General features: G+C 70.2%; 20 protein-coding genes. 12 read left to right on the top strand and 8 right to left on the bottom strand.

Translation table 11 applies throughout. From position 1 onward, the window contains the following. Positions 1–6 precede the first annotated feature (6 nt). Genes ACSHV8_RS08490 through ACSHV8_RS08480 form a run of 3 tightly spaced genes read left to right on the top strand, consistent with a single transcriptional unit; the run spans position 7 to position 2,571 of the window. Complete coding sequence (locus ACSHV8_RS08490; protein WP_436531086.1) at positions 7–1,182, top strand: Gfo/Idh/MocA family protein; 1,176 nt, start codon at positions 7–9, stop codon at positions 1,180–1,182. Further along, a complete protein-coding gene (locus ACSHV8_RS08485; protein ID WP_436531084.1) occupies positions 1,179–2,183 on the top strand; it encodes a sugar phosphate isomerase/epimerase family protein in 1,005 nt (334 codons plus the stop codon). The genes ACSHV8_RS08490 and ACSHV8_RS08485 overlap by 4 nt, the downstream gene beginning before the upstream one ends. A gap of 46 nt (positions 2,184–2,229) precedes the next feature. Next, the gene (locus ACSHV8_RS08480) at positions 2,230–2,571 is read left to right on the top strand and encodes a hypothetical protein (protein WP_436531082.1); all 342 of its coding nucleotides are present in this window, start codon (positions 2,230–2,232) and stop codon (positions 2,569–2,571) included. On the opposite strand, the gene ACSHV8_RS08475 is transcribed toward ACSHV8_RS08480, so the two are convergent. After that, positions 2,568–4,814, bottom strand: a complete 2,247-nt coding sequence (locus ACSHV8_RS08475; protein WP_436531080.1) for a putative bifunctional diguanylate cyclase/phosphodiesterase — start codon at positions 4,812–4,814, stop codon at positions 2,568–2,570. The two genes, ACSHV8_RS08480 and ACSHV8_RS08475, sit on opposite strands and share 4 nt — an antisense overlap. Before the next feature lie 93 nt (positions 4,815–4,907). Between ACSHV8_RS08475 and ACSHV8_RS08470 the strand changes: the two genes are divergently transcribed. Genes ACSHV8_RS08470 through ACSHV8_RS08455 form a run of 4 tightly spaced genes read left to right on the top strand, consistent with a single transcriptional unit; the run spans position 4,908 to position 8,134 of the window. Next, on the top strand, positions 4,908–5,081 hold the full coding sequence (locus ACSHV8_RS08470) for a hypothetical protein (RefSeq protein ID WP_436531078.1): 174 nt from the start codon (positions 4,908–4,910) through the stop codon (positions 5,079–5,081). A 51-nt stretch (positions 5,082–5,132) separates the two neighbouring features. After that, positions 5,133–6,200 (top strand): multiple monosaccharide ABC transporter substrate-binding protein, encoded by a 1,068-nt coding sequence (gene chvE, locus ACSHV8_RS08465; protein ID WP_436531076.1) that lies wholly within the window; start codon positions 5,133–5,135, stop codon positions 6,198–6,200. Positions 6,201–6,204: 4 nt separating this feature from the next. Next, positions 6,205–7,776, top strand: coding sequence for a methyl-accepting chemotaxis protein (locus ACSHV8_RS08460; RefSeq protein ID WP_436531075.1), 1,572 nt, complete (start codon positions 6,205–6,207; stop codon positions 7,774–7,776). Between the two features lie 22 nt (positions 7,777–7,798). Beyond that, on the top strand, positions 7,799–8,134 hold the full coding sequence (locus ACSHV8_RS08455; RefSeq protein ID WP_436531073.1) for a hypothetical protein: 336 nt from the start codon (positions 7,799–7,801) through the stop codon (positions 8,132–8,134). Here ACSHV8_RS08455 and ACSHV8_RS08450 read toward each other — a convergent pair whose 3' ends face one another. The 5 genes from ACSHV8_RS08450 to ACSHV8_RS08430 all read right to left on the bottom strand — a co-directional run bounded on the left by ACSHV8_RS08450 (position 8,135) and on the right by ACSHV8_RS08430 (position 13,435). Then, positions 8,135–8,614, bottom strand: coding sequence for an HAD domain-containing protein (locus ACSHV8_RS08450; protein ID WP_436531070.1), 480 nt, complete (start codon positions 8,612–8,614; stop codon positions 8,135–8,137). It lies immediately after the preceding gene. Between the two features lie 83 nt (positions 8,615–8,697). Next, positions 8,698–10,467 (bottom strand): Hsp70 family protein, encoded by a 1,770-nt coding sequence (locus ACSHV8_RS08445; protein ID WP_436531068.1) that lies wholly within the window; start codon positions 10,465–10,467, stop codon positions 8,698–8,700. A gap of 164 nt (positions 10,468–10,631) precedes the next feature. After that, positions 10,632–11,819 carry an IS30 family transposase gene (locus ACSHV8_RS08440; RefSeq protein WP_436536721.1) on the bottom strand — a complete coding sequence of 396 codons (1,188 nt, stop codon included), beginning with the start codon at positions 11,817–11,819 and terminating at the stop codon, positions 10,632–10,634. Between the two features lie 225 nt (positions 11,820–12,044). Then, a complete protein-coding gene (locus tag ACSHV8_RS08435) occupies positions 12,045–13,109 on the bottom strand; it encodes an HAAS signaling domain-containing protein (RefSeq protein WP_436531066.1) in 1,065 nt (354 codons plus the stop codon). After that, positions 13,106–13,435, bottom strand: coding sequence for a PadR family transcriptional regulator (locus ACSHV8_RS08430; RefSeq protein WP_436531064.1), 330 nt, complete (start codon positions 13,433–13,435; stop codon positions 13,106–13,108). The genes ACSHV8_RS08435 and ACSHV8_RS08430 overlap by 4 nt, the downstream gene beginning before the upstream one ends. 107 nt (positions 13,436–13,542) lie before the next feature. Between ACSHV8_RS08430 and ACSHV8_RS08425 the strand changes: the two genes are divergently transcribed. Next, the gene (locus tag ACSHV8_RS08425) at positions 13,543–14,298 is read left to right on the top strand and encodes a phosphotransferase enzyme family protein (protein ID WP_436531062.1); all 756 of its coding nucleotides are present in this window, start codon (positions 13,543–13,545) and stop codon (positions 14,296–14,298) included. An 8-nt stretch (positions 14,299–14,306) separates the two neighbouring features. Here ACSHV8_RS08425 and ACSHV8_RS08420 read toward each other — a convergent pair whose 3' ends face one another. Beyond that, positions 14,307–15,194, bottom strand: coding sequence for a serine hydrolase (locus tag ACSHV8_RS08420; RefSeq protein WP_436536719.1), 888 nt, complete (start codon positions 15,192–15,194; stop codon positions 14,307–14,309). A 168-nt stretch (positions 15,195–15,362) separates the two neighbouring features. Between ACSHV8_RS08420 and ACSHV8_RS08415 the strand changes: the two genes are divergently transcribed. Next, positions 15,363–16,157: an SAM-dependent methyltransferase gene (locus tag ACSHV8_RS08415; protein ID WP_436531060.1), complete on the top strand. Its 795-nt coding sequence runs from the start codon at positions 15,363–15,365 to the stop codon at positions 16,155–16,157. 160 nt (positions 16,158–16,317) lie between these two features. Continuing rightward, positions 16,318–16,632, top strand: a complete 315-nt coding sequence (locus tag ACSHV8_RS08410) for a TM2 domain-containing protein (RefSeq protein ID WP_436531059.1) — start codon at positions 16,318–16,320, stop codon at positions 16,630–16,632. Between the two features lie 95 nt (positions 16,633–16,727). Here the strand turns inward: ACSHV8_RS08410 and ACSHV8_RS08405 are convergent, their stop codons facing one another. Then, positions 16,728–17,822 carry an acyltransferase family protein gene (locus tag ACSHV8_RS08405; protein ID WP_436531057.1) on the bottom strand — a complete coding sequence of 365 codons (1,095 nt, stop codon included), beginning with the start codon at positions 17,820–17,822 and terminating at the stop codon, positions 16,728–16,730. A 169-nt stretch (positions 17,823–17,991) separates the two neighbouring features. Here ACSHV8_RS08405 and ACSHV8_RS08400 point away from each other — a divergent pair, with 169 nt between their 5' ends. Next, the gene (locus ACSHV8_RS08400) at positions 17,992–18,591 is read left to right on the top strand and encodes a mycothiol-dependent nitroreductase Rv2466c family protein (protein ID WP_436531055.1); all 600 of its coding nucleotides are present in this window, start codon (positions 17,992–17,994) and stop codon (positions 18,589–18,591) included. 268 nt (positions 18,592–18,859) lie between these two features. Continuing rightward, positions 18,860–19,486, top strand: a complete 627-nt coding sequence (locus tag ACSHV8_RS08395; RefSeq protein ID WP_436531053.1) for a GNAT family N-acetyltransferase — start codon at positions 18,860–18,862, stop codon at positions 19,484–19,486. Positions 19,487–19,565: the final 79 nt, after the last annotated feature.

Here is a 19,565-nt window from a genome sequence, read left to right as displayed (position 1 = left end):
GTACTCATGTCGGAACCGCTGCGCGTCGGCATGGTCGGCTACGCGTTCATGGGGGCCGCGCACTCGCAGGCGTGGCGCACGGTCAACCACGTCTACGATCTGCCGGCGCCGGTCCGGATGCAGGTGCTCAGCGGCCGGTCGGCGACGGCGGTCTCCGCCGCGGCCGACCGGCTCGGCTGGGCCGAGCACACCGACGACTGGCGCACGCTGCTCGACCGCGACGACGTCGACCTGATCGACATCTGCGCGCCGGGTGACGTGCACGCCGAGATCGCCATCGCCGCGCTCGCCGCGGGCAAGCACGTGCTCTGCGAGAAACCCCTGGCCAATTCGGTGGCCGAGGCCCGCGAGATGGTCAAGGCCGCTTCCGCTGCGCGGGCTTTCGGCGTACGGGCGATGTGCGGCTTCAACTACCGCCGCGTCCCCGCCGTCGCGCTGATGCGGCAGATGATCGCCGAGGGCCGGCTCGGCACGATCCGGCACGTCCGGGCCTCCTACCTGCAGGACTGGATCGTGGATCCGGAGTTCCCACTGGTCTGGCGCCTGCGCAAGGAGGTCGCCGGCTCCGGGGCACTGGGCGACATCGGCGCGCACATCGTCGACCTGACCCAGTTCGTCACCGGCCGGTCGATCACCTCGGTGTGCGCGCTGACCGAGACGTTCGTCAAGTCCCGGCCGCTGCCGTCGTCGTCGGCGGGCCTGTCCGCGGCCGGCGGCTCGTCGGAGTCCGGTGAGGTCACGGTGGACGACGCGGTGCTGTTCCTGGCCCGGCTCGGGGACGGCGTGGTCGGCACCTACGAGGCGACCCGGTTCGCCACCGGGCGCAAGAACGGCCTGCACGTGGAGATCAACGGCTCGCTCGGCACGCTCGCCTTCGACTTCGAGCGGATGAACGAACTGCAGTACTACTCCCTGGACGCGCCGGTCGAGGAGCAGGGCTTCACCCGGATCCTGGTGACCGAGCCGACGCATCCGTACATGTCGGTGTGGTGGCCGCCCGGGCACCTGATCGGCTACGAGCACACCTTCACCCACCAGGCGCACGACCTGGTCCAGGCGATCGCCGCCGGGGACGATCCGGCGCCGTCGTTCGCCGACGCGCTGCAGGTCCAGCTGGTCCTCGACGCCGTGGCCCGGTCGGCCGAGACGTCCGCGTGGACCGTTGTCGAGGAGGACTCATGACCCGTCCGATCACACTTTTCACCGGCCAGTGGGCCGACCTGCCGTTCGAGGAGGTCTGCCGGCTCGCCTCGGGCTGGGGCTACGACGGCCTGGAGATCGCCTGCTGGGGTGATCACCTGGATGTCGCCCTCGGCGCCGTCGACGATTCGTATGTTTCTTCTCGCTTGGCGATCTTGGAAAAATACGGTCTGAAGGTGTACGCCATCTCGAACCACCTGACCGGTCAGGCGGTCTGTGACGATCCGATCGACCAGCGCCACCACGACATCCTCTCCCCCGCGATCTGGGGCGACGGCGACCCCGAGGGTGTCCGGCAGCGCGCGGCTTCCTCGTTGATGGACACCGCGCGCACTGCTGCCCGGCTGGGCGTGAACACGGTCGTCGGCTTCACCGGCTCGTCCATCTGGAAGTACGTGGCGATGTTCCCGCCGGTCACCGCGGCCATGGTCGACGCCGGCTACCAGGACTTCGCCGACCGGTGGAACCCGATCCTGGACGTGTTCGACGAGGTCGGTGTCCGGTTCGCGCACGAGGTGCACCCGTCGGAGATCGCCTACGACTACTGGACCACGCGCCGGGCCCTGGACGCCATCGGGCATCGGCCGGCCTTCGGGCTCAACTGGGATCCCTCCCACTTCGTCTGGCAGGACCTGGACCCGGCCGACTTCATCCTGGAGTTCGCCGACCGGATCTACCACGTCGACTGCAAGGACGTGAAACTCGCCGTCGGCAACGGCCGTAACGGGCGCCTCGGCTCGCACCTGGCCTGGGCCGACCCGCACCGCGGCTGGGACTTCGTCTCCACCGGCCACGGCGACGTCCCGTGGGAGAAGTGCTTCCGCGCCCTCAACTCGATCGGCTACACCGGCCCCATCTCGGTCGAGTGGGAGGACGCCGGCATGGACCGTCTCGTCGGCGCCCCGTCCGCCCTGGAGTTCGTCCGCAGGAACCTGTTCGACGCTCCCACCGCCGCCTTCGACGCCGCTTTCAGCAGCCGCTGATCCCGGAGCCGTAACCTTTCGGGGGTTTCACCAGTAATAACCGGGTGTGTCAGGCCACATTCTCCGCAATGTCGACTTCCCGTTCCCGGACGCTCGTTTCCCCGATCTGCTCGGCGCCGTCGTGCAGCGCACCGTGCTGACCCGCGAGCAACCGGCCCGCGTCGTCATCCACGACGAGCACAACGACTGGCTCGTCGGCGACGGCGTCAGTGACCCCAACCTCCCCGACGCCACCGTGCTGGCCCTCATCACCCACCTGGCCGAGGACGACCCGGCCGTGGCCGACCTGGCCACCCTCCCGATCGGCCACGCCGCCTACCGGGACTCCCCCGACAAACCGTGGACCGTCATCCCCCACGAGTGGCCGGCCGACGACGATCACCATTAGGCGGCGACCGCGGTGATCTGCTGGGAGTGGAGCCAGGCGGTGGTGGTGGCGGCGTCCTGGGGGCGGGCGATGCCGTAGCCCTGGGCCAGGTCGCAGCCGTACTCGCCCAGCCTGGCCAGGGTCGCCGCGTCCTCCACGCCCTCGGCGATGATGCGCATGCCGAGGCTGTGGGCGAGCTGGACGGTGCTGTGCACGATGGCGGCGCTGCGCGGGTCGGTGGTGCAGCGGGAGACGAAGGAACGGTCCAGCTTCAGGTCGTCGACGGGGAGCAGCTGCAGGTAGCTGAGGCTGGAGTAGCCGGTGCCGTAGTCGTCGACGGCCAGTTTGATGCCCATCGCCCGGAGCCGGTCGAGCAGCGCCAGAGCGTGATCGGCATCGGTCATGAGCACGCTCTCGGTGACCTCCAGCTCCAGCGCCGAGGGCGGCAGGCCGTACCTCGTCAGCAGCTCTTCGACCTGGCCCGGGAAGGACGGATCACGCAGGTTGGAGACCGACAGGTTGACCGCGACGGAGACCGGCAGACCCTGGTCGCGCCACGTGCGGCTCTGCGCGCAGGCCAGATCGAGAACGGTCGCGGTGATGTGCCGCATCAGGTCGGCGCTCTCCGCCGTGTAGAGGAACGTGTCCGGGTAGATCAGGCCGCGCTCGGGGTGCTGCCAGCGGACCAGGGCCTCCACGCCGGCGACCGGGTGACCGGGCCCGACCTCGACCTTCGGCTGGTAGTGCAGGACCAGTTCGCCGCGCCCGAGCCCGGTCCGCAGCTCTTCCAGCATGGTCAGCCGGGCCCGGGCCTGATCGTCGAGCCCGGTCGCGAACGTCAGCCCCTCGTGCCCGTTCTTGGCCGCGTACATCGCCACGTCGGCGCGACGCAGCAGGGTGGGCCGGTCCTCGCCGTCGTCCGGGCACACCGCGACGCCGACGCTCGCGTCCACATGAAGATCAACTTCAGGCAGGGCAAAAGGCTCCCTGAGCGTACGCAATACGCCCTCGACCACCGCACCGGCGCCGCTCGCGTCCCGTCCGGGCATGATCAGCCCGAACTCGTCGCCGCCGAGCCGGGCGAGCAGCACGTCGCCGGGCAGCCCGGCCCGCAGCCGCTCGCCGACCATCCGCAGCAGGCTGTCCCCCACGTCGTGCCCGAAGCTGTCGTTGACCTCCTTGAACCGGTCCAGGTCGACGAACGCGACCGCGAGCGGGCAGGTGACCGGTAGCGATCGGTCGAGGACCTCGACGAAGCGGCGCCGGTTGGCCAGCCCGGTCAGGTCGTCGGTGCGGGCCAGCCGGCGGGCCGCGCCGAGCGCCTCGGCGCTGCGCACGCTCAGGATCATGCGCAGCAGCGCGGCGGCGACCGCGATCCCGGCCAGCACGCTGGTGACCGGCGCCAGCGACCGGTCGCCGACCGCCTGGAAGACGAGCAGCGCCAGGCAGATCAGGGCCAGCCCGGACGGGACGGCGGTGCTCACCCACATGCTGGAGCCGTCCGACCCGGCCCGGGCGGCGCGGGCCGGCTGCCGGGCGGCCAGGGCCAGCAGCACCAGCCCGACCGTCCAGAACAGGTCGAGCCAGGCCGGCCACGGGTCGATGCCCTGCCAGATCAGCACCATGCTGAACGCGTCGCCGGTGGCGAACAGGCCCATCCCGGCGACCAGCAGGACGATCGTCCGGTCGGCCCGCCAGCCGCACAGCGCCCACGCGCCGAGCAGGCAGCCGGCCACCACGATGTCCGAGACCGGGTAGGCGGCGTTGACCACGACCCCGCTCAGGGTGGCCTGCGGGGCCGGTTCGACGGTGGCCAGGATCGGGATGGAGACCAGGGCCGACACCGCGCCGGAGGCGATCACCCCGTCCAGCCAGGCGGCCGCGCTGAGCCGCGGCAGCCGCCGGCGCAGCAGCAGCACGAGCGCGGTGGCGAAGCACGGGTAGAACGCCAACCAGAGCACGTCGGCCGCGGTGACCAGGGGTTCCGGGTCGAGCTCGCGGATCCGGAAGTACCAGTAGAGGTTGCCGGCCGCGTACGCGAGCATGCCCGCGGCCAGGAAACCCCAGGCCGTCCGGTCCGGGCCGGGCGTGCGCGCGGCCCGCCCGGCGACCAGCAGGCCGGGCAGCGCGTAGGCCAGGTTGCCGACGACCCCGGCGACCAGGCCGTCGCGCAGCGCCGCCGCCCCGGTGTCGTCGAGCGCGGCGATCACCGCCTGGGCGAGCAGCAGCCCGCCCAGGACCCACCACACCACCGGCCGCCGCATATCCGCAGTATCGGGACCGGACGCCCGATCTTGAGACAGATTCGCACCGGTTCGGCAATCAACGAGCCGGAGAACCGGCCGACCGTGCTGGACGTGGAAATCGTCGCTGCCTACACCTCCGCCTGGTACGTCCGCCATCCGGACGGCGCGCTGAGCGTGGTGTCCTGTCTGCCGACCGAACCGGCATTCTCCGTCCGACCCGCCCCGGTGCCGAAGATGTCCGGTGAAAAGGTCTCCGGCAAGAAGGTTGCCGAAGGTCACGAATAGCCCTCACGCCACCCGCCCGAAGGCCGATCATGGGGGTGGAGGGGGTGCGCCATGCGCTTGATCGCCGTCGCGTCGATAGTGCTCGTCACAGCGTCCGGCTGCAGCAGCAGCTCGGACGAGACGAGCGTCGAGCAGCCGGATCGGGGCACCATCGGCATCGCCATGCCGACCACCAAATCGGCCCGCTGGGTCGGTGACGGCAAGAGCATCGCCCAGCAGTTCGAGCTGCTCGGGTACAAGACCGACCTGCAGTACGCCGAGGACGACGTCGACAAGCAGATCAGCCAGATCAAAGCCATGATCGGCGGCGGCGAGAAGGCGCTCGTGGTGGGCGCGATCGACGGCACCGCGCTCAAGGACGTGCTGGCCAGCGCGGCCACGGCCAAGGTGCCGGTGATCTCCTACGACCGGCTGATCCGCGACACCCCGAACATCACGTACTACGCCACCTTCGACAACTTCAAGGTCGGCGTCCTCCAGGCCGGCGCCATCGTCAAGGCGTTGAAGCTGAGCAGCAGCGGTGGAAGCGACAACATCGAGTTGTTCGCGGGGTCGGCCGACGACAACAACGCGACCTTCTTCTTCAAAGGGGCGATGAGCGTTCTCACCCCGTACATCAAATCGGGTCGTCTGAAAGTCGTCTCGGGCGAGACCGATTTCACGAAGGTGGCGACGTTGCGATGGGACGGCGCGGTCGCCAAGAAACGGATGCAGCGCCTGCTCGCCGGACCGTTGAACGGCAAAACCGTCAATGCGGTGCTTTCCCCGTACGACGGATTGAGTCGCGGCATCATCGAAGCGCTCCAGGAAGACGGTTACAAGAAACTGCCCGTGGTCACCGGACAGGACGCCGAGCTGGAGTCGGTGAAACTGATCGCCTCCGGCACACAGACCGAGACGGTCTACAAGGACACGCGCGAGCTGGCCAAGGTCGCCGTGCAGATGACCAACTCGTTGCTGCTGGGCGGGGTGCCCGAGGTCAACGACGAGAAGCAGTACGACAACGGCGTCAAGGTGGTCCCGACGTTCCTTCTGCAGCCGGTGAACGTGGACCGCACCAACTACAAGCGGGTGCTGGTCGACGGCGGGTACTACACCGCCGACCAGCTGGCGGGATGATCCGATGATCCAGCGCTTCCTCGACCTCTCGGTCCGCACCAAACTGACCGTCCTGGTCGCCGCCAGCCTGGTCGCGCTGGCCCTCTGCCTCGGCGTGACCGTGATCAACAGCAACACGGCCGACAGCACCGCCCGCGACCTGGAGAACCTGAACTCGGCCAGCGCCCTGGTGCTCCAGCTGGACCGCGAGGCCAGCGAGATGCGGGCCAACGGCATCCAGGCGATCGTCCGCACCGACCCGGCCAAGCAGGCCGAACTGCTCAAGGACCGGGTCGCCTCGGCCGACGCGCTGCTGGACAAGCTGACGGCGATCGACCTGCCCAGCGGCCTGGACGCGTCGGTCGGCCGGATCAAGGCGGTGACCGCCGACTACACGGCCACGCTGACCCGGTTCGTCGCCTCGGCCGCGGCCGACCAGGCCGGCGCCCGGCTCGCCTGGGAACAGGTCGGCGTCGACAACTACCTGATGAGCGCCGTGCTGGCCAACGAACGGGCCCTGTTCCTGGACACCGTGGCCCGCGCCAACACCAACGCCGAACACCGCCGGGCCAACGCCGAACACGTCCTCTGGCTGGCCGTCAGCATCGCCGCGATCGCCGTCATCGTGCTGGCCAACCTCATCGTCCGGTCCATCACCCGGCCGCTGCAGCGGGTCCGCGCCGCCCTGCAGGCCATGGCCGGCGGCGACCTGACCGTGGCCGCCGACGTCCGCGGCCAGGACGAGGTCGGCCAGATGGCCCGCGCCCTCGACGAAGCCCAGACCAACACCCGCCGGGTGATGTCCTCGGTGGCCGGCTCGGCCCAGGCCGTCGCCGCCGCGGCCGAAGAACTCACGGCCACCGCCAGCACCATGTCCCTCTCGGCCGAACAGGCCGCGAACCAGGCCCAGACCGCCTCGCAGGCCGCCAACAACATCAACGACAACGTCTCCAACGTCTCCCAGGGCACCGACCAGATGGGCGTCTCCATCCGCGACATCGCCCACAACGCCACCGAGGCCGCCCGCGTCGCCGCCCAGGCCGTCTCGGTCGCCGACGCCACCACCGCCCAGGTCGGCAAACTCGGCGAGTCCTCGGCCGAGATCGCCGAAGTCATCAAGGTGATCACCAGCATCGCCGAGCAGACCAACCTGCTCGCCCTCAACGCCACCATCGAGGCCGCCCGCGCCGGCGAACTCGGCAAAGGCTTCGCCGTCGTCGCCGGCGAGGTCAAAGAACTCGCCCAGGAAACCGCCCGGGCCACCGACGACATCTCCCGCCGCGTCCAGGCCATCCAGGCCGACACCGCCGGCGCGGTCACCGCCATCGGCGAGATCACCTCGGTCATCGCCAGCATCAACGAATTCCAGGCCACGATCGCCGCCGCCGTCGCCGAACAGACCGCCACCACCGAACAGATGAGCCGCAACGTCGCCCTGGCCGCCTCCGGCGCCGGCGACATCGCCGCCAACATCAACGGCCTGGCCACGGCGACGCAGGTGAGCACCGAGGGCATCGCCCAGTCCCAGCAGGCCGTCACCGAACTGAGCACGATGGCCAACAACCTGCAGTCCCTGGTCAGCCACTTCCGCTACTGAACCCGACGCCTATCCTGCTCAGGTGACGTTCACCCTCATCTGGCGGTACGGCGCCAGTTCCGGTCACGACGAGATCCCCGACGAGACCCTGGACAAACTGCTGGGCGAGTTCGACGAGGACCCGGACGACGTCGAACACGGCGACGTCTGGCTCGCCGACAACCGGTCCGGCTGGTCACTGGGTGCGTTCGCCGGCGACGACTGGCTGGTCGTCCTGGAGAACGACGAAGGTGACGACGGCCCGTTCCACCGCCGCGGTCTCACCCGCCCGGAGGTGTTCGCCCTGTTCCGCCGGGTCGCCGACGGCGAGATGGAGGCCGTCCGGGCGGAGGGCTGGCCGGCCGGATACGGGTCCTGATCAGGCGCTGAGCATCAGGAGCCAGGCGCGGACGGCGGCGAAGTCGGCGTCGGCGAGGCCGGTGAACGGGTGGACGCGGCGCAGCAGGGCCCGGTTCGGATGGTGGGCGGCGATCCAGCGCTGGTCGGCGTCGGTCACCTCGTCGTCGAGCCAGGCGAACGGGCGGCCGGCCGCCCACTCGACCAGGAAACTCGTCTTCCAGTGCAGGCCGGGCTGCGGGTCGCGGTCCGGCCAGTCGACGACCGGCAGTGCGGGCAGGCCCAGCCGGGGTGAGATGACCTCGTTGGCCTCGTCCATCCAGGTGGTCGCCCAGACCAGGTCGCCGTCGAGGGCGCGCAGGCGGGCGCCGTCGGCCGGGTCGATGCGGTCGAGCAGCGGGTTCCCGCCCGCCGGGGCCGGCGGCACGCCCGGGACGACGCGGGATCGCAGCGGGATCACCGTGCCGTCGACGTCGAGGAAGATCAGCGGGCGGCCGGTCACCGCCGCACCGTACCGTCCGACCGGCCGAATGTCAGTTTCGGCCAGGTTACGGCCGGCGGATGGTCGGCCCACCCGCCGGATGTTCAGCTTCGGACAAGAGCCAGGAGGCGCTGGCCCCACCAGACGGCGACGGCGAGGCCGATGCCGACCCCGAAGACGCCGATCGCCCGCGGGTCGGCGATGAAGAACCCGAACACGCCCAGCACGACCGCGCTGATCCCCTGCAGTACCCGGATCCGGAACAGCAGCAGGGCCACACCGACCCCGATCAGCGCTCCCCCGGCCCGGCTGGCCCAGACCTGCGGGCCGTCCCCGGCCACGGTCAGCGTGAACAGCACGCTCCCGACGCTCAGGATCAGCGTCGCCACCAGCGGGAACTCCACGATCACGGGCGGGCTGAACCGGCGCCGGATCAGCACGGCGACAGCGGCCGCGAGCAGGGCGGCGGGCAGCACCGGCAGCAGGGCCCACTGCAGCGGCTCGCCGAACGGCACGACCAGGTACAGGCCGGCGGCGACCGCGTACAGCGCGGCCACCGTGACCCCGAACGCGTCACCGGTCAGCAGGCCGGCCGACACCTGCCCGGCCGCGTCCCAGCGACCGCGGATCCCGGCGTCGCGGGCCAGCGCGGCCCCGATCCACGGGCCCGCGGCCAGGCACAACACCAGCGCGAGGATCCCCGCGACGGCGAGTTCGCCCCAACTCGACGCGGTCGCGCCGCGGGTCTCGTACACGAAATGGCTGAAGAGGACGACAGACGCCAGGCCGGGCAGGAGCAGGCCGAGCCCGCGCAGGACGGTGAGCTTCGGCACCTTCGGGGCGGGCTCGCTCGCCGGGGCGGCCGCCCCCTCGGCCTCGGCGACGCCGAGCACGACCGCCGCACCGGGCATCGTGGCGACCCGGACCGGCACGCCGAGCTGCTGCTCCAGCACCCGCGGCACGGCCGGCATCGCGGCCGTGGCACCGACCGCATACACCGCGTCCAGGTCGGCGGCCTCCAGCGCGGCGGCCCGGAGAGCATCGGCGGCGAGCTCGGCGACACGTCGCAGCATCGGCTCGGCGGCCCGCTCGACCAGGGTCGTGCTGAGCACGACGGCCGCCCCGGGCGCGGGAAGCGGCACCGTCACCGCCGGTTGTTGAGAAACAGCTTCCTTTCCCGTACGGAGGACAGCCACCGTCCCCGCCGTCGGCCCCCGCAACGCCGTCTCCACCCCGCCGTCCTGGGTGTTGAGCAGCATCGCCACCAGGCGTTCGTCGACGGCCCGGCCGCCCGTGTCCGGATCCGCGACCGTCGACAGGACCTCGGCACCGTCCGCGTCCGAGCGGACCACACTCACCTCGACGGTCGCGCCGAGATCGAGCACGAGCACCAGCCCGGCCGCCGCCCGCGTCGACAGCAGCGCGGCGACCGGCGCCTCGACGAGCTGCGGGCGCCCGAGACCGGCCTGGTGGGCGGCGAGCCGGAGCCACGTACGCCGGCCCGGGTCCCAGCCCGCCGGGACGCTCATCCGGATGTCGGCGGGCAGGACACCCGCCGTACGCTCCGCCTCGGAAACAATCATGAGCAGGGTCGCCGTGACAAGATCGGCGACGTCCACGCCGCGACCACGAACGCGGACCGTCCCGACCCCCTCGGCCAGCGGCGCCGCCACGAACCCGTCCGGATCGTCCTCGGCCAGCCGCCACGCCGCCGCCCCGGCCGTGACCTTCCCGTCCCGGCCGACGTGCACGGCGCTCGACGGCTCGGCCGTGCCGTCGACGATCAGCGCCTGCCAGGGCCGTTCCGGCCAGGCCAGCACCGCCCGGGTACAGGCGGTGCCGTAATCGATGGCCAGGCGCGGACCGGTCTGCATGCAGCACAGTGAAACAGAAGATCACCGATGAGTCGATCGGCCCTTCCGCGGGATCCCGGTGTCCGGCGTCGACACCGGGATCCGGGCCCGATCAGGCGGCCCGACCCACCGCCCGGATGCGCTGGTCCCCCGCCCCAACTACACGGCCCACCCTCCCGGCGGTTTCAAGGGGTCGTTGCAACACGGTCGGTTTCGAGGAGTTTAGCCAGGCGTTCGGCGGGGGTGTCCCAGTTGAGGGTCATGCGTGGCCGGCCGTTGAGTTCGGCGGCGACGTGGGTGAGGTGTTCGGGGTTGTGCTGGGCCAGGTCGGTGCCTTTCGGGAAGTATTGGCGGAGCAGGCCGTTGGTGTTCTCGTTCGAGCCGCGTTGCCAGGGTGAGTGCGGGTCGCAGAAGTAGACCGGCATGTCCGCGGTGAGGCTGAACTCGTGGTGCAGGGCCATTTCGGCGCCTTGGTCCCAGGTCAGTGACCGTTTCAGGTGAGCGGGCAGGGTTGCTGCGGTGGCGATCAGGGCGTCGCGGACGTGTTCGGCGGAGCGGTCTTTGCCCAGGTGGACGAGCAGGACGTAGCGGGTGGCGCGTTCGACGAGGGTGCCGATCGCGGACTGGCCGCCCTTGCCGATGATCAGGTCGCCTTCCCAGTGTCCGGGCAGTGCTCGGTCGTCGGCTTCGGCGGGCCGGTCACTGATCATGATCATCGGGGAGGTGAACCGTGGCCGGCGTTGCCCGGGCTCGCGGCGAGGTTTGCGTACCGCGCGGCCGGTCCGCAGGGCGGTGGTGAGCTCGCGGCGTAACTCGCCGCGGCCCTGCACGTAGATAGCCTGGTAGATCGTCTCGTGCGACACGTGCCACTCACTCTGCTCGGGATGGTCGCGGCGTAACCGGCGGCTGATCTGCTGCGGGCTGTACTTGCTGTCCAGCATGGCCTGCACGACCGTGTGCAGCTGTGGGCTCGCGGCCAGTTTCGACGGTTTCGGGCGTGGCCGGCGCTGCTCGGCGTGTTGCTGCGCAGCGTACGGGTGGTAGTCGCCGCTGTCGGGGTCCTGGTTGCGGCGGATCTCGCGGCTGATCGTGGACGGCGACCGGCCCAGCCCGGCCGCGATCGCGGCCTGACTGGACCCGGCCCGGACCAGATCAGCAATCCGAATCCGTTCGTCCTGTGACAAGTACCGGTCCGAACGGGCAGCGGCCCGCGCCTGCTCCGCTGCCTGTTCCCGCTCACGCCGCACACGCTGACGTTCCCGGGCCCGGTCCTGTTTGGCCCGCTTGAATCCCGGATGACGCCACTCATAACCGGTCTTACGGTTCACGCCGACCAGACGACACGCCTCGTTAGTACCCGTACCCGCAGCCACAAGATCCAAGAATGCCTGCCGCCGGCCCGCCCCCACCGGCCCGGTTCCCTGACCACCCACACGATCCACCACACGAACACCCCAAGAACAATCAGGTGTTGCGACGATCGCTTGAAACGAAGCCCAAGGGGAGGCCACCTCCGCTGCCCTCAGCCTTGCGCAAAGTCGCAAGATCATGTCGGTGGCCTGTGGACAACCTTCTGGTGTGGACAACCCTCGCGGGGCTCAGCGGCTGGGCGATACTGACGGGATCGGCGACGGTGCCCGTCCGGCAGGTGAGGAGGCCGGCGGCCCCGACGGCGTGACTCCCGGTGCACCCGACGGCCCCGGTGCATCCGACGGCCCCGGTGCACCCGACGGCGCCACCGGAGAGGGCAACGCCTCTTCCCCTCCAGGACCTGGCGTCGCGGACGGCGACTGGAAGGGATTCCCCTCCGGGCACCGCGGAAACCCCCGATGCCAGCTCGTCCACGACTCCCCGGTCCGCTCGTCGGTGCAGTACTGGCTGCCCATCTGGATGGGCGCCCCGGACTGGTCGTAGAGCTGCGCATCCTCGACGAGCCGCCCCTGGCTGTCGTAGACGAACACGTCCCGCACGTTGTCGTAGCCGGAGCTGCCGCTGTACGTCGCGTCCACGTATGAGGGGTTGCGCGTGTCCATGTCGGCCCCGGCGAACCCGACCACGGAGAGCACGATCAGCAACGCCGTGCCCCACCGGAACGCGTACCGCGGCCAGCGCCCCGGCGGCGTACCCCGGCGGCCGAGCCAGATCGACGCGACGATGCCGGCCGCGAGCAGAAACACGGCGGCGACCAGGCTGCCACCGATCCGCGGCAGCAGCCCGACCTGCCCGGATCCGCCGGCGAGCAGGTGGGCCAGCACCATCGCGAGCAGGTAGCCGCGCAGCACCCACCATGCCGGCCGGAGCAGCACCAGGAATTCGCTGGCCTTCGTGTATCCGATGACCGGTCCGACCCGGACGTCCGCCTCGCTCAGCCACCGGCCGCCGCGCACGCGGGCCTCGGCCGCCCATTCCTGCAGCTCGGTGAGCTGGTCCCGGCGGACCGCGGCCGCTCCGCCGAGTCCGGCCGCGGCGAGCAGTTCGGCCGCGTACGCGGAAGGTGTTCCCAGCCGTTCGACGAGTGAGCCGTTGCCCTCGGCGAGAACTTCGGCGAGGTGTTCGGGCAGGTCGTCGAGCAGTTCCTCCCGGGTGCTCTCCGGAACGCCGCCGAGGGCGGTGCGCACCTGCGCCACATACCCGGCGATCTCGTCCTGTGCGATGTCGTTCACGCGGTCCCCCGGTCGCCGATCAGGTCGTTCATGGTCGAGGCGAACTCACGCCAGGTCTTGCCGTTGCGCTCGAGCTCGGCGCGGCCGGCGGCGTTGATCGCGTAGTACTTGCGGTGCGGCCCCTCGTCGCTGGGGACCACATAGGTGTTGAGGAAACCGCCGTTGAACAGGCGGCGGAGGGTGCCGTAGACCGAGGCGTCGCCGACGTCCTGCAGGCCGGCCGCCCGGAGCCGGCGCAGGATGTCGTAGCCGTAACCGTCGTCGTCGCGCAGCGCTGCGAGGACGGCCAGGTCCAGCACTCCTTTGAGGAGCTGCGTGGTATCCACGCACGGCACAGTACTGTGCATTCCGAAGTACCGTCAATGCCGGAGTATCGTGCCGCCGACGACGAAATCGGGCAGCGCGATCTGCCGGATTTCGTGATGATGGGCCGATGGCCGAACGTGAGCAGCTGACCGGTGGGATCAACGACGTCGTACGCGTCGGCGACCGGGTGCACCGGCCGACCGGCGCCTGGTCGCCCCGGGTTCACGAACTGCTGCGCGAACTCGCGGCACAGGGCTTCGGCGGCGTGCCGCGGTTCCACGGCCTGGCCGGCGACGGCGCCGAGATCCTCGACTTCCTGCCCGGCGAGGTGGCCGACTATCCGCTGAGCGAGGCCGCGTGGTCGACCGACGCGCTCCTGTCGGCGGCCGATCTGCTCCGCGCCTACCACGACGCGACCGTGACGTATGCGCGTTCCGCTCCGCGCGACGGCTGGCAACTGCCCGCCCTGGAGCCGGTCGAGGTGATCTGTCACGGCGACTACGCCCCGTACAACTGCGTGATGAACGGCGATCGGGTCGTCGGCATGTTTGATTTCGATCACGCGCGGCCGGGGCCGCGCCTGTGGGACGTCGCCTACGCGGTCTACCGGTGGGCCCCGCTGACCAGGCCCGGAAGTGCCGACGCCCACGGCCCGCCGGATTCCCAGGCTGAGCGTCTCCGGCTGTTCTGCGACCGGTACGGACTGGACGACGCCGCCCGCGCCGCGCTCCCGGACGCGGTCGTCGCCCGGCTGCACCACATGGTGGCGTTCATGCGGGCCGAGGCCGCCGCCGGCAGCGCCGCCTTCGCGGGCCACCTGGCCGCCGGCCACCACCTGCAGTATCTGGGCGACGCCGACTACATCAACGCCCGAGTCTGGTGAAGGCCTTTTCAGTACTTGAGGTACTGCCGGGTGAGCTTGGCGACCTTCTCGACCAGGGCGATGCCGCTCGCCATCGACTTGTTGTTGTGCGACAGGACCGCGACCGAGACATCCACGTCGTCGCCGTCGGTGACGCGGCCGATGGTGTTGACCGCCCACAGGCCGCCGTCGGCCGAGCGCGTGTCCCAGCCGTTCTTGACCGTGAACGTCTCGCCGGTCTTGGCGATCGCCGGAACGCCCCAGTCCTGAGCCGAGTTGACCGTGTTCATCAGCGTGAACGCGGTCTTGCGGGAATCCGCGTCCAGCGGGCCCTTGGTGTCCACGAACTCGCCGAGCAGCTTGATCTGGTCATCGACGGTCGTGCGGGTCAGACCCCATGACGTATTGACCACGGTCTCCGACAATCCGAGCCGCTTGTTGCACTTGCCGACCGCCGTCTTGCCGCCGATGCGCGTGAACAGCGAGGTCGTCGCATTGTTGTCGCTGAGCTGGATCATCGGCTTGGCCAGCGTCATCTCGCCCGAGCTCGGGTCCCGGCCGGCGTCCTGGTCCTTGAGCAGCATGCAGGCAAGGATCTGAGCCTTCACGATGCTGGCCGTGTCATATTTTTCATCACCGCGATAGACGTACGTCTCGCCGGTCTTCTTGTCCTGAACCGCGACCGAGAACTCGGGCGACGTGGCGGCGAGCTTCTTCAGCGCATCCGTGAGCTGCTTCTCCTGCTTGGCCCGCGCCGCCTTCGCCAGCTCCTCCGGGCTCGGCCCGGTCGGCGACGGGGACGCGCTCGCGGTCGGCTTCGAGCCGCCGAGGCTCAGCGAGCTCGGCAGCACGCCGCTGTCGGAGCTGCCGCCGTCGCTGAGGCCCGCATAGATCAGGCCGCCACCGCCGAGGACCACGACCGCCGCACCAGCCAGGATTCCAACTCGGTAACGCTGCACCCGTGCATAGTGCCCCGTCCCGGGCCGCTCGCCAAATCGCCACACTCAGGGCTCCCGGCCAGCCACTATGCGTGATCATCGGCCGGCCGGCTCCAGCCCGTACACCTTCCTATTAGGATCCCCGGCGTGACGATCGACAAGCTCGACACCGGGGTGCCGCACCCGGCCCGCCGCTACAACTACTGGCTGGGCGGCAAGGACAATTTCGCCGCCGACCGGGAGTCGGGCGACCTGCTCGCCAAGTCGTACCCCGCGGCGCGCATCGCGGCCCGCGCCAACCGAGCGTTTCTGCAGCGTGCGGTCGGTTTCCTGACCGGCCCGGCCGGCATCCGCCAGTTCCTGGACATCGGCACCGGCCTGCCCACCGCCGACAACACGCACCAGGTCGCGCAGCGGATCGCCCCGGACAGCCGGATCGTCTACGTCGACAACGACCCGATGGTCATGGTCCACGCCCGCGCGCTGCTGACCAGCACGTCCGAGGGCCAGACGCGCTACCTGGAGAAGGACCTGCGCAACCCGGCGGAGATCCTGGACTCGCTGGAGATCCTCGACCTGTCGAAGCCGGTCGCCCTGATCCTGGTCGCTGTCGCCCATTTCCTCCCCGATCATGCCCGTTCGGTGGAGATCGTCCGTTCGCTGGTCGACGCTCTGCCCTCCGGCAGCTACCTGACGATGACGCTGGCCACCACGGACTTCCTCACTCCGGAACTCAAGGCCAACTGGGACGAGTCCCTGCGTTCGGGCCGCTCGGACGTCTACCCGCGAACCCGCGCGGAGTTCGAACAGTTCTTCACCGGCCTGGAGTTCATCGAGCCGGGCATCTCCGCCATCAGCGAGTGGCGCCCCGACCCGGACGCCGAGGAGCAGCCCACCCCGGTCGAAGCCTCCCTGTTCGGCGCGGTCGCCCGGAAGCCCTGATCCAGCACCGACACCGATGCCAACGCCGGTGCTGATGCCAACGCCGGAGTCGGTGCCAACGCCGGAGTCGGTGCCAGTGCCAGTGCCGGTGTCGGAGCTGATGCCAGTGCCAGTGCCGGAAACTTTCGCCGGCGCCACACCGGCCGCTATCGTTCCGCGAATGGGATCACCGCAGGAGCAGGCCACCCTCCCGGAGTGGGACCGCCTGCGCCTACTGCGCGCTGAGTCAGAATTCGAATCAATCAAGAAAAACCCCACGATTGCGTACGTCCTCTGGTGCGCGACCGGAATTTTCGGCGGCCACCGGTTCTACCTGGGTGACACCGCCCGCTCGATCTTCATGCTCTTCACCCTCGGCGGCCTCGGCCTCTGGACGTTGATCGACGTCTTCTTCATCGCCCGCCGGGTCCGCACCGTCAACCGAACCCGCCGTGCCGCCGTGATGGCCCGCTACGGCATCCTCGACGCCCCCTGACCGTCCCGTTGCCGCGTCCCGGGCACCACCCGGCCTTCGCCTACGGCATCGTCGGCGCCACCGGACCGTCCGGTAACCGCGGCGGATGCGTGATGTCAGCCGGGCTGGCGGACGAGTTTGCCCACAGCGCGGCAGACGAGCAGCAGAACCAGGGCGAACAGCGGTAGCCAGCCGAGCCTGGCCAGCACCCACATCGCGCTGTCCGGATCGGTGTGCAGGCCGAGCCGCGGGCCGATGGCGAGACGGACCAGAACCGTCGTGGTGATCATCGCCGTCTGGTGCCACAGGAAGATCGTCATCGCGAACAGGTTGGCGATCACGACCGCGGCCCACCACGCCGGGCGGCGCATCAGGCGTCTCAGCGGATCCAGCAGCAGGCCGGCGAGACCGCACTGGGCCAGCCCGAACGTGACCGCCGCCAGACTCGGCGGTGCCAGGTTCGAGAAGCCGGCGCCGGGCACCCCGACCATCGCCGCCGGATATCCCGCCCAGGTGACCAGCGCGACGGTCGCCGCTGCGCCGCCGAGGAGCAAGCCCCCATGCGACCTCCGGGACATGCGCGCCCACCGCCCGCCGAGCGTGAACGGCACGAGCCACCCGGCCGCCAGATTGATCCACCCCACCCAGGCGGGAGCACCGAGGTCGAGCCGGAGCAGATCGACAACCGCCACGACGGCGAGCGGGATCACCGGATGCAGTCGCACCACCAACGGGGTGGCCGCGGTCAGCACCGCGAACACGAGCAGGAACCACATCGGTGACAGCACCAGCGACACCAGCGTGTGCACGGTGGCCGGCTCGATCCCCAGGGCCAGGAGGAACCCGCCCAGCACCGCCCACGCGGCGAGGACCAGGACCGCCGGGCGGAACAGCCGTCTCAGTCGTCTCGCGACCCAGTCCTCGTACGTGATAAGGCGTCTTGACCAACTGGCGGCCGCGACGTGGCCGCCCACCAGGAAGAAGATTGCCAAGGTCTGGAAAAGCCAGGACACGGGCGTCAGCGCCGGCAGGAACCGCAACGGGCTGGCCACCTGGACCGGCCCGTCGCCGAAGACCAGGGCGGTCACCAACCAGTGCCCGAGCACCACCCCGAGGATGGCGACCGCGCGCAGTGCGTCGATGCCCCGATCGCGATCGGGCCTGGTGGCGGCCTCGATGCGGCGGGTTGTGGCATGGGATGCGATGGACATGGCGGCAAAGCTAGGCCGCCGGGTACCCGGGCCGCCTCAGTCCACGGTCTGAATTCGATATACCCCTGTGGTCCGATGCATTGGCCCATCCACTTGAGGCACGATTGGCGCCCGGACCGGCCGAGCGAGGCTCTAGCGTTGGCACGGCAATTCAGTGAGGAGCAATCTGATGACCACCGTCGACCTGTATTTCGACGCCGCCTGTCCGTTCGCCTGGATCACGTCCCGCTGGATCCTCGAGGTGCGCCGGCTGCGCGACTTCGACCTGCGCTTCCGTGCCATGAGTCTGTATGTGCTGAACGAGAACCGTGAGCTCCCGGAGTGGTATCGGGAGCTCGTCGACCGCTCGCTCGGCATGGCCCGGGTGGTGACCGCCGCCGCCCAGCAGCACGGCGAGGAGGTGCTCGGTGACCTCTATACCGCGCTCGGCACGCGCATCCACAACCAGGGCGACAAGGACTTCGCCTCGGTGATCCCGCAGGCGCTCGCCGAGGCGGGTCTGCCGGCTTCGCTGGCGGCGGCCGCGGAGACGAGCGAGTGGGACGAGGCGCTGCGCAAGTCCCACCACGAGGGCATGGACCCGGTCGGTGAGGACGTCGGCACGCCGACCATTCACATCGACGGGGTTGCGTTCTTCGGCCCGGTCCTCAACCAGATCCCGCGGGGCGAGGAGGCCGCGCGCCTCTTCGACGCCGCCCGGACACTGGCCAACTATCCCGGGTTCTTCGAGCTCAAGCGCACGCGAACGGGAGGCCTGAACTTCGACTGACCTCATCGGCGGCGGCTTTCGGGCGCTCCCTGCTTGCCAGGGAGCGCCCGAAAGGCCTTCCCCCTACCGCCAAGCAACTCGCGTCGGGCGAGGCTCGCTTGGGCCGGCGCTCCCGCAGCGCGAGCTGGGGGTTCGCGCTGGGTAACGGGGCCGGGGTTCGCGCTGAAGGGCGGAGATTCGCGGTGGGGGGCTCTGTGGCGGGCGGCATTCGGAACCGGTCGCTGCGAGGTCTACATCGTTCCCCGCCTGCTGGCGGATGATCCTCTCCATGGAGATCAGCATCAGCAGGGCCGGGGTCGAGGTCGTCGACCGGTTGGAGCCACTCTGGCTCGCGCTGCACGAGCACCATCAGAAGGTCACGCCGGATGCCGTCTACCAGCCGAGGGACGCCTCCTGGGCAGCCCGGCGTTCCGCATACGTCGAGTGGCTCGCCCACCCCGACTCGTTCATCCTGCTGGCCGAGGCCGCACCCGCAGAAACGGAAGCAGGGACGGAAGCAGGGACGGAAGCGGGGACGGAAGTAGAAACGGAGGCAGAACCGGCGGCCAAGGCCAAGGCCAAGACCGAGGCCGAGGCCGGGCCGACAGCTGCCGGCGGTCTGATCGGGTATGCGCTGGTCCAGGTTCGGCCGGGGCCGGACGACACCTGGGTCACCGGCTCCCGGATGGCCGAGCTGCAAACGCTCTCGGTCGCGCCGGAAGCCCGAGGGCAGGGCGTCGGTTCGCAGCTGCTGGACCGGGTCGACGCCGAGTTGGACGCCGCCGGCATCGGCGACCTGTTCATCGCCGCGCTGCACGGAAACGACCACGCGATCCGTCTCTATCAGCGTCGCGGCCTGCGCCCGGTCGCCGTCCATCTGGCCCGCTTCGCCGCCGACCGGAGGCCCGGCCGGTAGACCGATCGCCGCAGCGGACATCTCGCCCACGAACGCCCTGTGTCGGCGTTGGCGTTGTGCGCCGGTTTGCGGTTGTCGG

The organism is Actinoplanes sp. HUAS TT8 (genome assembly GCF_051380535.1).
Lineage (GTDB): Bacteria > Actinomycetota > Actinomycetes > Mycobacteriales > Micromonosporaceae > Actinoplanes.
Note: the sequence above shows the minus strand (reverse complement) of the source record. Positions and strands in the feature narration are given on the sequence as shown.

Coding starts and splice junctions, on each gene's coding strand:
- ACSHV8_RS08490 (WP_436531086.1), top strand. CDS start 7: ATGTCGGAACCGCTGCGCGTCGGCATGGTCGGCTACGCGTTCATGGGG.
- ACSHV8_RS08485 (WP_436531084.1), top strand. CDS start 1,179: ATGACCCGTCCGATCACACTTTTCACCGGCCAGTGGGCCGACCTGCCG.
- ACSHV8_RS08475 (WP_436531080.1), bottom strand. CDS start 4,814: ATGCGGCGGCCGGTGGTGTGGTGGGTCCTGGGCGGGCTGCTGCTCGCC.
- chvE (WP_436531076.1), top strand. CDS start 5,133: ATGCGCTTGATCGCCGTCGCGTCGATAGTGCTCGTCACAGCGTCCGGC.
- ACSHV8_RS08460 (WP_436531075.1), top strand. CDS start 6,205: ATGATCCAGCGCTTCCTCGACCTCTCGGTCCGCACCAAACTGACCGTC.
- ACSHV8_RS08445 (WP_436531068.1), bottom strand. CDS start 10,467: ATGCAGACCGGTCCGCGCCTGGCCATCGATTACGGCACCGCCTGTACC.
- ACSHV8_RS08425 (WP_436531062.1), top strand. CDS start 13,543: ATGGCCGAACGTGAGCAGCTGACCGGTGGGATCAACGACGTCGTACGC.
- ACSHV8_RS08410 (WP_436531059.1), top strand. CDS start 16,318: ATGGGATCACCGCAGGAGCAGGCCACCCTCCCGGAGTGGGACCGCCTG.
- ACSHV8_RS08405 (WP_436531057.1), bottom strand. CDS start 17,822: ATGTCCATCGCATCCCATGCCACAACCCGCCGCATCGAGGCCGCCACC.
- ACSHV8_RS08400 (WP_436531055.1), top strand. CDS start 17,992: ATGACCACCGTCGACCTGTATTTCGACGCCGCCTGTCCGTTCGCCTGG.
- ACSHV8_RS08395 (WP_436531053.1), top strand. CDS start 18,860: ATGGAGATCAGCATCAGCAGGGCCGGGGTCGAGGTCGTCGACCGGTTG.